Annotated in this window: 12 protein-coding genes; 8 read left to right on the forward strand and 4 right to left on the reverse strand. The window is 76.8% G+C overall.

Annotated features, from left to right (window positions below; genetic code table 11):
* Positions 1–34 precede the first annotated feature (34 nt).
* Complete coding sequence (locus M3673_RS16800) at positions 35–712, reverse strand: GAF domain-containing protein (RefSeq protein ID WP_193666055.1); 678 nt, start codon at positions 710–712, stop codon at positions 35–37.
* Positions 713–732: 20 nt separating this feature from the next.
* Positions 733–1,404, reverse strand: a complete 672-nt coding sequence (locus M3673_RS19740; protein ID WP_251535059.1) for an ANTAR domain-containing protein — start codon at positions 1,402–1,404, stop codon at positions 733–735.
* Between the two features lie 124 nt (positions 1,405–1,528).
* On the opposite strand from M3673_RS19740, the gene M3673_RS16810 reads away from it, so the two are divergent.
* Positions 1,529–2,152, forward strand: a complete 624-nt coding sequence (locus tag M3673_RS16810; protein WP_251535061.1) for a hypothetical protein — start codon at positions 1,529–1,531, stop codon at positions 2,150–2,152.
* A 26-nt stretch (positions 2,153–2,178) separates the two neighbouring features.
* Here M3673_RS16810 and M3673_RS16815 read toward each other — a convergent pair whose 3' ends face one another.
* Entirely contained in the window at positions 2,179–2,994 is an 816-nt protein-coding gene (locus M3673_RS16815) for a sigma-70 family RNA polymerase sigma factor (RefSeq protein WP_251535062.1), read from the reverse strand.
* Positions 2,995–3,133: 139 nt separating this feature from the next.
* On the opposite strand from M3673_RS16815, the gene M3673_RS16820 reads away from it, so the two are divergent.
* From M3673_RS16820 to M3673_RS16840, 5 genes are all read left to right on the forward strand, one after another.
* Positions 3,134–4,294: an acyl-CoA dehydrogenase gene (locus tag M3673_RS16820; RefSeq protein ID WP_374108214.1), complete on the forward strand. Its 1,161-nt coding sequence runs from the start codon at positions 3,134–3,136 to the stop codon at positions 4,292–4,294.
* The gene (locus M3673_RS16825) at positions 4,288–5,646 is read left to right on the forward strand and encodes a PIG-L family deacetylase (protein ID WP_251535292.1); all 1,359 of its coding nucleotides are present in this window, start codon (positions 4,288–4,290) and stop codon (positions 5,644–5,646) included. Before M3673_RS16820 ends, M3673_RS16825 begins: the two co-directional genes overlap by 7 nt.
* Entirely contained in the window at positions 5,639–6,478 is an 840-nt protein-coding gene (locus tag M3673_RS16830) for a glycosyltransferase family A protein (protein WP_251535066.1), read from the forward strand. The genes M3673_RS16825 and M3673_RS16830 overlap by 8 nt, the downstream gene beginning before the upstream one ends.
* A complete protein-coding gene (locus M3673_RS16835) occupies positions 6,475–7,653 on the forward strand; it encodes an alcohol dehydrogenase catalytic domain-containing protein (RefSeq protein ID WP_251535068.1) in 1,179 nt (392 codons plus the stop codon). The genes M3673_RS16830 and M3673_RS16835 overlap by 4 nt, the downstream gene beginning before the upstream one ends.
* 147 nt (positions 7,654–7,800) lie before the next feature.
* Positions 7,801–8,520 (forward strand): GAF and ANTAR domain-containing protein, encoded by a 720-nt coding sequence (locus tag M3673_RS16840; protein ID WP_193666071.1) that lies wholly within the window; start codon positions 7,801–7,803, stop codon positions 8,518–8,520.
* Here M3673_RS16840 and M3673_RS16845 read toward each other — a convergent pair.
* Positions 8,517–9,725 carry a zinc-binding dehydrogenase gene (locus M3673_RS16845; protein ID WP_251535070.1) on the reverse strand — a complete coding sequence of 403 codons (1,209 nt, stop codon included), beginning with the start codon at positions 9,723–9,725 and terminating at the stop codon, positions 8,517–8,519. The two genes, M3673_RS16840 and M3673_RS16845, sit on opposite strands and share 4 nt — an antisense overlap.
* 47 nt (positions 9,726–9,772) lie before the next feature.
* On the opposite strand from M3673_RS16845, the gene M3673_RS16850 reads away from it, so the two are divergent.
* Together M3673_RS16850 and M3673_RS16855 are read left to right on the forward strand one after the other, a co-directional pair.
* The gene (locus M3673_RS16850; RefSeq protein ID WP_251535072.1) at positions 9,773–12,598 is read left to right on the forward strand and encodes an alpha/beta fold hydrolase; all 2,826 of its coding nucleotides are present in this window, start codon (positions 9,773–9,775) and stop codon (positions 12,596–12,598) included.
* Positions 12,595–13,425: an ABC transporter permease gene (locus tag M3673_RS16855; protein ID WP_251535074.1), complete on the forward strand. Its 831-nt coding sequence runs from the start codon at positions 12,595–12,597 to the stop codon at positions 13,423–13,425. Before M3673_RS16850 ends, M3673_RS16855 begins: the two co-directional genes overlap by 4 nt.
* The last annotated feature ends 14 nt before the right edge of the window (positions 13,426–13,439 follow it).

Consider the following 13,439-nt stretch of genomic DNA (forward strand, 5'->3'; position numbering starts at 1 on the left):
CCTCGGTCGTCGGTGCGGAGGCCCGGCGGGCGGGTCACCGGAAGTCGATCCTGCGGGCCACGACGTCGCGTGCCACCTCGATGATGGACCTGTCGGCCACGTAGGCGTGCGCGCGCAGCAGCAGGAGCGCGTCGTGCAGGCTCACCACGGCCTGCACCGAGACCATGCCGGTGGCCTGGTGCACCTCCGGGTGGGTGGTGAACCCGTCGACGGCGTCGTCGAGCCGACGGTCACCGAGGGTGTCCCGCAGGGCGGGGTCCTGCAGGTGGAGCAGCACCACCACGGCGGCGTCGACGAAGTGCAGCGCCAGCGACAGGTCGTCGTCGTCGAGCGCCCCGGCGCGGGTGCGGTAGACGTCCAGGGCGCCGAGCCTGATGCCGCCGATGCGCAGAGGGAAGGCGAAGACCGCGCCGACCCCTCGCTCGAGCAGGTGGGCGGAGTAGGCCGGCCACCGCTGCTCGCCGGCGCCGAGCTCCGCGAGCTGCACCAGCCGACCGGTGCGGAAGGCCTCCACGCACGGACCCTCCCCGAGGGTCAGCTGGAGCACCTCGAGCTCGTGCGCCGACTGGTCCGAGGCGGCGACGAGCTCGCTCGTGGAGTCGGGCGCCATCACGGCGAGCCCGACCGCCACGGCGTCGAGCTCCCGCTTGGCGGAGCGGCACAGCAGCTCGGGCAGGGTGAGGTCGCTGCCCGCCTCGTCCATCAGCGACATCAGGATCCGTCCGACCGGCGTCACCGGGGCTCCGCCCCGGAGACGATCCGCTCGGCGAGGTCGCGCACCTTGACCTGCGACTGCTGCGACACCCGTCGCAGGTAGGCCATCGCCTGCTCCGAGGTGAGGGCGTGGCGCTCCATCACGATGCCCTGCGCCTGGCCGATGAGCGCGCGGGTGGTGAGCGCCTCGCGCAGGTTCTGCACCCGGTCGACCTGGCGCAGCAGCCGCCCGGCCTGCAGCGCGGTGCGACCGAGGTCGGTCCAGCCGTCGTGCTCGAAGGTCCGCGGCCGGTGGGAGTAGAGGTCGAGGGTGACGGCGTACCCCCGGATCGCGGGCAGGCCCAGGACGCGCACCGACAGCACGTCGAGCCCGGCGGCCGCGGTGCTCCACGCGGGCCACAGCGGGTCGTGACGGGTGTCGGCGACGCTGGCGGCGGAGCCCTCCGTCAGCGGACGGCTGCCGGGGCCGCCGTGCAGCAGCAGGCGGAGCTCGTCGAGCTCGGCCACCAGCGGGCCGGTGAGGGCCAGGCGGGTGGCGGCGCCCGGCTCGGCGTGCAGCGAGAGGCCGGCGTGGTCGGCGCCGAGGCGCTCCCGGGCGAAGCGGGCCACCGCGCCGGCGCCCTCGGCGAGGTCCTCGCAGCGCTCGAGGCGCCCGAAGAGGTCCTCGAGGTCGGGCCAGGGCGAGCTCACGGTACGCGCCCCCCCGGTCGACCATCGGTGCACCCGGAGTGGGCGCGGCCTTGTCCGCCACCCTCGCACACCCGGGCCGCGGAGGTAGCCTTCCCGCAGTGCCCGCGCCACCCAGGAGGCAGCCGTGACCGCTCGTCGGCCGCTCGTGGTCGCCGTCGTGGTCCTGCTGCTCCCGCTGGTCGGGTGCGACGGCGGCGGGGGTGGTGGAGGCGGCGGAGCGGACGCCGAGGGGCCGGCCACGGCCTACGACCCCGCGCGCGACACCTCGGTCTACGACGACGCGCCGTCCACCGAGACCTTCGACGACGCCTTCCGGGAGGACTACGAGGCCCAGGTCTCGCTACCCGACGGGCGCAAGGTCAGGCTGTGGTACTCCGCCTCGGGCGACCGGCTGCTGGAGCAGCACTACTCCCCGCGGGAGGGCGCGTGGACCACGCCGGTGGTGCTGCACCGCTCCGAGGAGCCCGACCCCTGCCAGGGCATCGAGGTCACCGAGGAGGACGGCGTGGTCGCCGTCATCGCCGACTTCGGGCTCTACTGCTACGACGGGGACCCGCCCAGCGACTCCCTGGCCCTGGCCGCCACCGGCGACCTGACGACGTGGGACGTCGACTCCACCCTCGGCTTCGACGGCTGGCAGGCCATGACCATCGAGCCCGCCGCCGACGGGCCGCTCGTGACGTGGGACGGCCCCGAGGGCACCTCGCTGACCTGGACGGCGGCCTCGGGGTTCGCCGGTGGGGCCTGACCGGGCGCTCACCACCGGACCGGCGCTCAGGCCGCGCCGAGGTCGTGGCGCAGCGTGCCGAGGATCCGGCTGAGCTGTCGCGACACCTGCACCTGGCTGACCCCGAGCTCCTCGCCGATCTCCCGCTGGCTGCGGCCCCACACGAAGCGCAGGGCCAGCACCCGGCGGTCCCGGGCGTCGAGGGTGCGCACGACGGGACCCAGGTCGGCCCGGGCCTCGGCCCCGGCCAGCCCGTCGTCGGAGTCGTCGGGCAGGAGCGAGCCCAGCGTGGCGCCCCCGTCGCCGCCGGCGCCCCCGTCGCCGACGGGCAGGTCGAGGGAGGTCGGCCGGAAGCAGCCGCGCGCCGCCCTGGCCTCGTCGACCTCCTGCTGCGTGGCCCCGCACGCCGCGGCCAGCTCCGCGGTGCTCGGCTCACGGCCCAGCCGCTGGGCCAGCGCGGTGCCCTGCTGCTCGAGGGCGCGCTGCAGGTCCTGGACCCGTCGCGGCGGCCGCACGGCCCAGCCCAGGTCGCGGAAGTGGCGCAGCACCTCGCCGCGGATCGTCGGCACCGCGAAGGTGAGCAGGTCCTCCGAGGCCGCTGGGTCGAAGCGGCGCACGGCCTTGACCAGGCCCTCGTAGGCGACCTGCACGAGGTCGTCGTCGGCCACCCCGCGCCCGCGGTAGCGCGCGGCGACGGCCTCGGCCACGCCGCGGTTGAGCACGACGACCTCGTCGAGCGCCTCGCGGCGGGTCTCGGCGGAGCCGGCCACGCTGCGCGCGACCAGCTCGGCCGTGCGGCGGGAGCGCTCGGCGCGGGTCACACGGGTGCTGTCGCAGGGGTCGGGAAGGCAGGTCGGGGGCATGACCGGGTCCTTCGGCGTGGGGGTGGATCGCCGGTGTTTCCAGCGGGGTCCGGTCACCGACGCTAGCCACGCGGCCGGGTGGTGACGCCACCCGCAGGGGTGCGGTGCATGACCGGGCCCGCGGGGGGAACCGGTGCCCATGCACCCCGCCCGGCACCTGACCCCGCACCCGCTCGTCCCCCCGGCGTCGGGTCCGCCCGCGGCGTCGCCCGCGCCGGAGCCGGTGCTGCTCAGCCGCGGGCACGCCGCCGGCACCCGCCCGCTGGTCGACCTGGCGCGCGCGGCGTACGACGTGGCCGACGCGGGGGTCGCGGCGATGGTGCGACTCGCGCTCGAGGTCGAGGACGACGTGCCGCTGCCGGGGTCGGGGGAGACGCTGCGGCGCTGGGAGGTGCTGGCCACGGTGGCCGCCCAGGACCTCACGGCCGCGCGGGCGCTGGAGCCGCACCTCGACGCGGTCGCGGTGCTGGCCGAGGCCGGCCCGGCCGCCGCGGGGGTCGACGACCTGCTGGAGGAGGACGAGGGACGACCCTCGTGGGGTGTCTGGGCCGCCGAGGGACCCGGAGCGCGGCTGCGGGCGGTGCCCGACCCGGCCACCGGCGGCGTCCGGCTCACGGGCCGCAAGCCCTGGTGCTCCCTGGCGCGCGAGGTGTCCCACGCCCTGGTGACCGCCTGGGTCGACGAGGAGCGCCGCGGGCTCTTCGCGGTGCGGCTGGCCGACCCCGGCGTGCTCGTGGAGGACGGCCCGTGGTCCTCGCTCGGGCTGGCCGAGGCCGTCACCTCGACCGTGGTGCTCGACGGTGTGCCGGCCCGTGAGGTCGGGGGGCCGGGCTGGTACCTCGAGCGGCCCGGCTTCGCCTGGGGCGGCATCGGCGTCGCCGCGGTCTGGTACGGCGGGGCCGTGGCGGTCGCGCGCCGGCTGCACGAGCAGTGCGGCCGCCGCGACCCCGACCAGGTGGCGCTGGTGCACCTCGGGGCGGTGGACGCGGCGCTGGCCGCCGCCCGCGCGGTGCTCGTCGAGGCCGCCACCGACGTCGACACCGGCTGCGCGGCGGGCGCGAGCGGTGCGCTGGCCGCGCTGCGGGCGCGCCAGGTCGTGGCCGACGCCGTGGAGGAGGTGACGGGGCGGGTCGCCCGAGCCCTGGGGCCCGGTCCGCTGGCCCACGAGCACCGCCACGCGCGGCGCGTCGCCGACCTGGGGCTCTACGTGCGCCAGCACCACGGCGAGCGCGACCAGGCCGCCCTGGGCCGGGAGCTGCTGGCCCGGGGCTCGAGCGTGCCCGGGGTGTCGGCGTGGTGACCTTCGCCCACGACGCACCCGGCACCGAGGCGACGGCGTGGCGACGGCACCCGCGGCGCCGCGAGGTGCGTGCGCTCGACCCGGCCCGCCTGCTGGCACCGGCACCGGCACCGGAACGGGGCTCGGTGCTGGTGGTCGTCGCCGCCCACCCCGACGACGAGACGCTGGGGGCGGGAGCGCTGGTGGCGGAGGCCCACGCCCGCGGGGTGGAGGTGCGGGTCGTCGTGCTCACCGACGGCGAGGCCAGCCACCCCGACTCGCCCACCCACACCCCCGCCGAGCTGGCGGGGCTGCGGCGCGAGGAGGTCCGCGCCGCGGTCGACGTCCTGGCACCGGGCTCGACCCCGTGGCTGCTGGGCCTGCCCGACGGCGCCGTGACCGCGCACGAGGACGAGGTGGTCGCCGCCCTCGTCGGGCTGGTCGGCGACGGCCGGGACACGGTGGTCGTCGCCCCGTGGCGCGGGGACCAGCACCCCGACCACGAGGCCGCCGGGCGGGCCGCCGCCGCGGCGGCGGTGCGCACCGGTGCCCGCCTGCTGGAGTACCCCGTGTGGTTCTGGCACTGGGGCCGGCCCGACCTGGCGCCCTGGTCCGACCTGCGGGCCGTGCGGCCCTCCCCGGTGGCCCGGGAGGCCAAGGCCCGGGCGATGGCCGCCCACCGCAGCCAGATCGCGCCGCTGTCCGCCGCGCCCGGCGACGAGGCGCTGCTGTCGCCCGGCTTCCTGGCCCACTTCACCGGCGCCGAGGAGCTCTTCGTGGAGGCCGGCGCCACCGACGAGGCGCTCGAGCAGGTGCACCGCCGCGACGCCGACCCGTGGGGCACCGACCGGCGGTGGTACGAGCAGCGCAAGCGGTCCCTGCTGCTGGCGGCGCTGCCACGCGCCTCCTTCCTGCGGGGGCTCGAGGTGGGCTGCTCGACCGGGGCGCTCACCGCCGAGCTGGTCCCGCGCTGCCGCGAGCTCGTCGCGCTCGACGCGAGCCCGGCCGCCCTGGGCCACGCGCGCGACCGCCTGGCGCTGCTGGACGGCGTACGGCTCGAGGCCGCGGTCGTGCCGGGCGAGTGGCCGGAGGGCGACTTCGACCTCGTCGTGCTCTCCGAGACCGGCTACTTCCTGAGCCCCCGCGACCTCGAGGGGCTGGTCGAGCGGGTGCGGGCCTGCCTCACCGACGACGGCGTCCTCGTGCTGTGCCACTGGCGCCACCGCGTCGAGGGGTGGGTGCTCGACGGCCCCGACGTGCACCGCGTCGTCGCCGCGGCGGGGCTGGGAGACGTGCTCGGCACCTGGGTCGACCGCGACGTCGAGATCCTGGTGATCGGCCCCACCGACCTGCTGCCCGACCCCCGTGCCTGAGGCGGTCGCGGGGCTCGACGCGCTCCTGGTCGTGGTGCCGGTGCACGACGAGGAGGAGCTGCTGCCCGGGTGCCTGGAGGCGCTCGCCGCGGCCTCGGACCTCCTGGCCGCGGACCGTCCGGCCCTGAGCCTGCTGACGCTGGTGGTGCTCGACCGCTGCACCGACGCCTCCGCCGAGGTGGCACGGTCCCACGGCGTGCGCACGGTCGCCCTCGACGCCGGCCGGGTGGGCGCGGCCCGGGCCGCCGGGGTGCGGCACGGCGCGTCCCTGCTGGGCGCCCCGCCGGCCGCCACCTGGGTCGCGACGACAGACGGCGACACGGTCGTGCCCGCCGACTGGCTCGTCGCCCAGGTGCGGCTGGCCGAGCACGGCGCCCGTCTCGTGCTGGGGCGGGTCGTGCCCGACCCCCGCGACGTCGAGGAGCACCTGGCCCGGGCCTGGCGCGCCCACCACACCTCGCCCGAGCCCGGCGACCACGTCCACGGCGCCAACCTCGGCGTGCGCCTCGACGCCTACCTCGCCGCCGGGGGCTTCCCCGACGTCGCCGAGCACGAGGACTCCGCGCTCGTCGACGCGCTGCGGGCGGGGGGCGTCGTGCCCGTCGGCGGGCCGCGGGTGACGACGTCGGGGCGCCGCCGGGGCCGCACGCCGGGCGGCTTCGCGGGCTTCCTGCGCGACCTCGAGTCGCGGCTGCACGGGTCGGCCCCGCATGCATCCGGCGCGACGGGGAACCGGGTCGTGACCGCTCCACCGGACGACCCAGGAGGCACCATGACGAGTCCCGTCCCCCGCACCCCCGCACCCGCCCGCACCGAGGGAGGCGTGCGATGAGGGCCGTGACCTGGCAGGGCGTGCGCGACATGCGCGTCGAGGACGTGCCCGACCCGACCATCGTCGACCCCACCGACGCGGTCATCCGGGTGACGAGCACCGGGCTGTGCGGCTCCGACCTGCACCTCTACGAGCCGCTCGCCCCCTTCATGACCCCCGGCGACGTCGTGGGCCACGAGCCGATGGGCGTCGTGGAGGAGGTCGGCCCCGAGGTCCGCGACCTGAAGGTCGGCGACCGTGTCGTCGTGCCCTTCAACATCTGCTGCGGCACCTGCTGGACGTGCACCCAGGGCCTGCACAGCCAGTGCGAGACCACCCAGAACCGCGACCAGGGCACCGGCGCGAGCTTCCTGGGCTACAGCAAGCTCTACGGGCAGGTGCCGGGCGGACAGGCGGAGTACCTGCGCGTGCAGTTCGCCGACTTCCTGCCCGTCAAGGTGCCCCAGGGCCCCGCCGACGACCGGTTCCTCTTCCTCTCCGACGTCCTGCCCACCGCCTACCAGGCCGTGCGGTACGCCGACCTCGCCCCCGACGGCGTGCTGCTCGTGGTCGGCGCCGGCCCCATCGGCGACATGGCCGCGCGGATCGCCCTGCACGAGGGCCACCGCGTGATCGTCGCCGACCGGGTGCCCGAGCGGCTGGCGCGCGTGCACGGCCGGGGCGCGGAGACCATCGACATCGACAGGGTCGACGACCTCGCCACCGAGGTGCGCGACCGCACCGCGGGCCGCGGCGCCGACGCCGTCATCGACGCGGTCGGCATGGAGGCCCACGGCAACCCCGTGGCCGAGAAGGTCGTCAAGGGCGTCGGGCTGCTCCCCGACACGCTCGCCAGGCCGCTGATGAAGCGGGTCGGCATCGACCGTCTCGCCGCGCTCACCAGCGCCATCGACGCGGTGCGCCGCGGCGGCACCGTCTCGATCTCGGGCGTCTACGGCGGCGCCGCCAGCCCGATGCCGCTGCTGACGCTCTTCGACAAGCAGATCCAGCTGCGCATGGGTCAGGCCAACGTCAGGCGCTGGACCGACGACCTGCTGCCGCTGCTCGTCGACGACGACCCGCTGGGCGTCGACACCTTCGCCACGCACCACCTGCCGCTGGAGGAGGCGCCGGCGGCGTACCGCTCGTTCCGCGACAAGGCCGACGGCATGGTCAAGGTGGTGTTCCACCCCTAGGGCGACCCGGTGGGCCCCGGTCGAGGTGGGTTGCTAGTGTTCGGCTCGCTCGATCGGGGCCCAACAGCGACCCCGTCCCCTGCGCCCCCACGCGGATCTCGACGTCCGGGGTGGCGCACGCCCGGACGGAACCGCATGCTGGCCCACATGGACATCGCCGCAGCCCTCGCCCAGGCCTCCGCCGATCTCAAGCAGCCCCAGGACCTCGACGCCGCCCTCGCGACGATCGCGAAGGTGGCCTGCGAGTCCACGCCGGGCATCGACCACGTGGGCATCAGCGTCGCGCACCGCGGCGGGCGCATCGAGACCCGCGCGTGGACCGACCAGGTCGTCGTGGAGCTCGACCAGCTCCAGTACGACACCGGTCAGGGCCCCTGCCTGCAGGCGCTGGAGACCGACGGCGTCGTGCGCGTCGAGCACGCCCGTCACGAGCAGCGCTGGCCGGCCTTCATCCCCGGCGCCGTGAGGCTCGGGCTGCGCTCGCAGCTCGGGGTGCGGCTCAACTCCGACGCCCGCACCTTCGGCGCGCTGAACCTCTACTCCTTCTCCTCCGACACCCTCTCCGACGAGACCGTGCAGATGAGCGAGCTCTTCGCCTCCCACGCGGCGCTGGCGATGGGCCACGCCGAGCGGATCGGCAACCTCAGCGCCGCGCTGACCAGCCGCAAGGTCATCGGGATCGCGCTGGGCCTGCTCATGCACCGTCTCGAGATAGACGAGCCGACGGCGTTCGCCTACCTGACGCGCATGTCGGCCAGCACGGAGACCAAGCTGCGCGACGTCGCCGCCTCGGTCGTGGCCGACCACGAGGCGCGCTTCGGTCGCGGTGCGACCGCGACCGGGGAGCCGGAGCCCGCGGGCGCCTAGGCGTCCGTGCCCGTGCCGCCCGCCGCGCCCGCCGCGGCCACCGCGTGCAGCTGCGTGCCGGGCAGGGAGGGGTCGATGAGGACCTTGGCGTGGCGCTCGGGGTCGCCCAGCGCCTCGAAGGCCCCGGCGACGCCGTCGAGGCCGACCCGACCGGTGAGCATCGGCGAGGGGTCGAGGTCGCCCTCGGCGAGCGCATGTAGGGTGTCGCGGAACTCCAGCGGCGTGTAGCCGACGACGAAGCGCAGGTCGAGCTCCTTGTTGACCGCCAGCGAGGGGCGCAGGGTGTCGGGCCCCATGCAGACCCCGACGACGACCACCCGGGAGAAGAGCGGCGCCCCGGCGAGCACGCCGTCGAGCATGCCGGGCACGCCCACGCACTCGAAGACCACCGGCGCCTTCGGCGTGGCGGCGCCGACCCGCTCGGCCGCGCGCCAGCCGTGCCACCAGCCGACCGGCAGCCGGCTCAGGCCCTCCACGGCGTCGATCGCGGCGTTGTAGGCCGCCGGCAGGGTCGCGAAGGCGCCGCGCTGCACCGCCGGGTCGTACGGCGACGCCACGGCCGGGTCGACCACGACGTCGGCGCCGCACGCGGTGGCGAGGGCGCGCCGCCCGGGGGAGGGGTCGCTGGCCACCACGTGGCGCACGCCGCGGGCCTTGAGCACGGTGACGACCGCGAGGCCGACCGGGCCGCAGCCCAGCACGACGGCGGTGTCGCGCCGGCGCACCTGCCCGCGGGCCACGGCGTGCCAGGCGACGGCCATCGGCTCGGTCAGCGCCGCGACGTCGAGGTCGAGCCCGTTGGGCACCGGCAGCGCCAGCGACTCCTGCACCACCACCTGCTCGGCGTAGGCGCCCGGAGCGGCGACCGACAGGCCGATCCCGTCGACCTCGCGGCCGCGCCGCAGCAGCGGCACGGCGACGACGGGCGTGCCGGGCCGCAGCCGTCCGCGGGTGCGCGGGCCGTGGTCGGCGACCTCGCCGAGCAGCTCGTGGCTGAAGACGCCGGCCTGGCCCGAGCGCATGAAGCGGGGGTAGCCGACGAGGTCGAGCACGTCGGCGAGGTCGTCGCCGTGGTGGCGCGCGTGCAGGTCGGAGCCGCAGATGCCGCAGCGCCGCACGTCGAGGAGCAGCTGGCCGGGGCCGGGCTCGGGGTCGGGCAGGTCGACGACGGCGAGCTCGCCGTCGGTGCAGGTCACGGCGCGCATCCGGGGAGACTAGCGGCGCGCCTTGCCGGTGGCGGTAAGAATGCAGCATGCGTCGGCCCGCTCGACCCCGCCGGGCCGTCCTCGCCGCGGCCCTCGTCACCGCGCTGGTCGTGGCCGGCGCGGGCGCGGCCGCGGTGACCGGGCTGGGCGGTGAGGACGCCGTCGCGGTCGACGAGCAGGAGCTCGAGGTGTCGGTGGGGCCGGAGCCCTCGGGGGAGCGGGTCTCCCTCGACGTGTCGGTCTTCGCGCCCGAGGAGGGCGCCCCGGGCGCCGACGACGAGGGCCGCCGCGCCGCGGTGCTGCTGGCCCACGGCTTCGGCGGGAGCAAGGACGACCTGGCCGCCCAGGCCCGCTCGGTGGCCGCCGAGGGCTACGTCGTGCTGACCTGGACCGCGCGCGGCTTCGGCGACTCCGGCGGCCTGATCCACCTCGACTCGCCGGACTACGAGGTCGCCGACGCCTCGCGGCTGCTCGACCTGCTCGCCGAGCGCGACGACGTGCTGCTCGACGCCCCCGGCGACCCCCGCGCCGGCATCGCCGGCGGCTCCTACGGCGGGGCGCTGGCCCTGATGGCCGCGGCCTTCGACGACCGCGTCGACGCGATCGTGCCCGCCATCACCTGGCACGACCTCTCGGAGGGGCTCTTCCCGCAGCGGGCGGTCTCCGGCAGCGCCGTGGGCGAGACGCCCGCGCCCGGCGTGCTCAAGCAGCGCTGGGCCTCGCTCTTCTTCGCCTCCGGGCTGGCCGCCGGCCTCGACCCCTCGGCGGCCTCCGCGGCTCCGGGCGTCGACCCGCAGTGCGGGCGCTTCGCCCCCCGGGTCTGCCGGCTCTACGACGAGGCCGCCACCACGGGCCGACCCGACGAGGCGGTCCTGCGGCTGCTGCGCCGCTCCTCCCCGGCGCCGGTGCTCGACCGGATCGCCGCGCCGACGCTGCTCGTGCAGGGCCTCCAGGACTCCCTCTTCGGCCTCGACCAGGCCGACGCCACCGCCCGCGGCCTCGCCGCCGAGGGCACGCCGGTCGCGGTGCGCTGGATCGACGGCGGCCACGACGCCTCGGGCACGGCGCTGTCGGCCGACGACCTGGTCGACCCCGCGCTGGCGTGGTTCGACCACCACCTGCGCGGCGGGCCCGACCCCGGCGAGGCCTTCGACCTGTCGCTGCCGGCCTCGCCCTTCGGCGAGGAGGAGGCCGAGCAGCTGACGGCCCCGGCGTACGGCGAGGAGACCACGACCACCCTCCCGCTGGCCGGCGCCCGCGGCGACGGCCCGCAGCCGCTGCTGTCGCCGCCCGGCGGGGAGCCCGCGGCGCTGACCTCGCTGCCCGGCACCGGGCCGCTGCTGGGCGCCGCCGGGTCGACCGGCGCCGGCTACGCGCTCGGGGCCCTGCCGGGGGAGTCGGCGGTCTTCGACACCCCCGCCCTCGACGAGCCGCTCACCGTGGTCGGCAGCCCGCGGGTGCGCCTCTCGGTGGTCTCCTCGACCACCGACGCCACCCTCTTCGCCTCGGCCTGGGTGGTCTCGGCCGACGGCGCCGCGACCCTGCCGCGCCAGCTGGTCTCGCCCGTGCGCCTCGAGGGCCTCACGCCGGGGCGCCCGCGCGAGGTCGAGGTGGCCCTGCCGACGTCGGCCTACCGCGTCGAGGCCGGCCAGTCGCTGCGCGTGGTGGTCTCCAGCACCGACGCGGCCTACGCCGTGCCCGAGGACCGCCGCACCTACGTCGTGTCGCTGGCCGGCGACGGGGTCGTCGTGCCGAGCGTCGAGGCGGAGCGCGCGGCCGGCACCGGCGGGCTGGCGCCCACGCCGCTCGTCGTGGCGGTCGGCCTGCTGCTGCTCGGCGCGGCCGCGCTGGCGCTGCTGGCCGGCCGGCGGCGCCGCGAGGCGCCCGTGGTCGCGGAGCTCGCCGACGTGCCGCTGGCCGTCGACGGGCTGGTGAAGCAGTACAGCAACGGCTTCCGCGCCGTCGACGGCACCTCCTGGCGCGCCGAGCGCGGCCAGGTCGTCGGCCTGCTGGGGCCCAACGGCGCCGGCAAGACCACCACCATGCGCATGCTCGTGGGCCTGATCCGCGCCGACGGCGGCACCGTGCACGTGCTCGGCCACCCCGTCACCGCGGGCGCCCCGGTGCTGGCGCGGGTGGGGGCCCTCATCGAGGGCCCCGGCTTCCTGCCGCACCTCTCGGGCCGCGACAACCTGCTGGCCTACTGGGCCGCCACCGGCAACGACCCCGCCACCGCGCACCTCGAGGAGGCGCTGGCCATCGCCGACCTCGGGGTCGCCGCCGAGCGGCCCGTGCGCTCCTACAGCCAGGGCATGCGCCAGCGGCTGGGCATCGCCCAGGCCATGCTCGGCCTGCCCGAGCTGCTGCTGCTCGACGAGCCCACCAACGGCCTCGACCCGCCGCAGATCCGCAACCTGCGCGGCGTGCTGGCCCGCTACGCCACCGGGGGTCGCACCGTCGTGGTCTCCAGCCACCTGCTCTCCGAGGTCGAGCAGACCTGCAGCCACGTCGTGGTCATGCACCGCGGGCGGGTCGTGCTCGAGGGCGCCGTCGCCGACCTCGTCGACCGCTCGGGCTCCACCCTCGTCACCGTCGAGGGCGACCCGGCCCGCGCCGTCGAGGCGCTCACGGGTCCCGGCGGCCTCGGTGGCCCCGGCGGTGTCGAGCAGGCCGTCGTCGAGCCCGACGGACGCGTGCGCGTCGCCGGCACGGCCCCGCGCCCCGCGCTCGTCGCCCGGCTGGTGGAGGCCGGGGTGCCCGTCGCCGCCGTCGACGGGCGCCGCCACCTCGAGGAGGTCTTCATGAGCCTGGTCGGCGAGGGCCAGCCCGCCCAGGTCGCCGACGCCGATGCCGCCAGGGAGGCACGCCGATGAGCCACCAGACCGCCCCGCGCCGTCCGCTGCCGCTGCGCGCGGAGGTCCGGCGGCAGCTGCGGCGGCGGCGTACGCGGCTGTCGTTCGGGTTCCTGGTCGTGCTGCCGCTGCTGCTGGTGGGCGCCTTCGCGCTGGGCTCCGACGACAGCGAGGGCGGCACGTCGTTCGTCGACCTGGCCCAGGTGGGGCCGGCCAACCTGGCGGTCTTCGCGATGTTCGCCTCGGCCGGCTTCCTGCTCGTCGTGCTGGTGGCGCTCTTCGCCGGCGACGCCGTGCCGTCGGAGGCGAGCTGGTCGACGCTGCGCTACCTGCTGGCCGCGCCGGTGCCGCGGGGGCGGCTGCTGCGGGTCAAGCTCACCGTCGCGCTGGCCACCACGCTGGCCGCGCTCGTGCTGCTGCCGGCCTGGTCGATGCTGGTGGGGCTGGTCGCCTACGGCACCGAGGCCTACCAGGGCCCCACCGGCGAGCAGCTGACCTGGGCCGAGACGGGGCTGCGCCTGGCCGTCGCGGTGGGCTACCTCTTCGTCAGCCTGCTTTTCGTCTCCTCGCTGGCCGTGCTCATCGGGGTGCTCACCGACGCCCCGCTCGGCGCCGTCGGCGGCGCCGTGCTGATCACCATCGTGTCCAACATCCTCGACACCATCAGCCCGCTCGGGCGGCTGCGCGAGGCGCTGCCGACCCACGAGCAGTTCGCGTGGGCCGAGGCGCTGCAGCGCGACGTCGAGTGGTCGGGCATGGCCAGCGGAGCGCTGTGGTCGGTCGGCTACTCGGCGGTGCTGCTCACCGCCGCCTTCGTGCTCTTCCAGCGCAAGGACGTGCTCAGCTAGGCGCTCCCGCCCGG

It is taken from the genome of Nocardioides sp. P86 (assembly GCF_023712465.1).
Taxonomy (GTDB): domain Bacteria; phylum Actinomycetota; class Actinomycetes; order Propionibacteriales; family Nocardioidaceae; genus Nocardioides; species Nocardioides kribbensis.

Coding starts and splice junctions, on each gene's coding strand:
- M3673_RS16800 (WP_193666055.1), bottom strand. CDS start 712: ATGTCGCTGATGGACGAGGCGGGCAGCGACCTCACCCTGCCCGAGCTG.
- M3673_RS16815 (WP_251535062.1), bottom strand. CDS start 2,994: ATGCCCCCGACCTGCCTTCCCGACCCCTGCGACAGCACCCGTGTGACC.
- M3673_RS16820 (WP_374108214.1), top strand. CDS start 3,134: ATGCACCCCGCCCGGCACCTGACCCCGCACCCGCTCGTCCCCCCGGCG.
- M3673_RS16835 (WP_251535068.1), top strand. CDS start 6,475: ATGAGGGCCGTGACCTGGCAGGGCGTGCGCGACATGCGCGTCGAGGAC.
- M3673_RS16840 (WP_193666071.1), top strand. CDS start 7,801: ATGGACATCGCCGCAGCCCTCGCCCAGGCCTCCGCCGATCTCAAGCAG.
- M3673_RS16845 (WP_251535070.1), bottom strand. CDS start 9,725: ATGCGCGCCGTGACCTGCACCGACGGCGAGCTCGCCGTCGTCGACCTG.
- M3673_RS16850 (WP_251535072.1), top strand. CDS start 9,773: ATGCGTCGGCCCGCTCGACCCCGCCGGGCCGTCCTCGCCGCGGCCCTC.
- M3673_RS16855 (WP_251535074.1), top strand. CDS start 12,595: ATGAGCCACCAGACCGCCCCGCGCCGTCCGCTGCCGCTGCGCGCGGAG.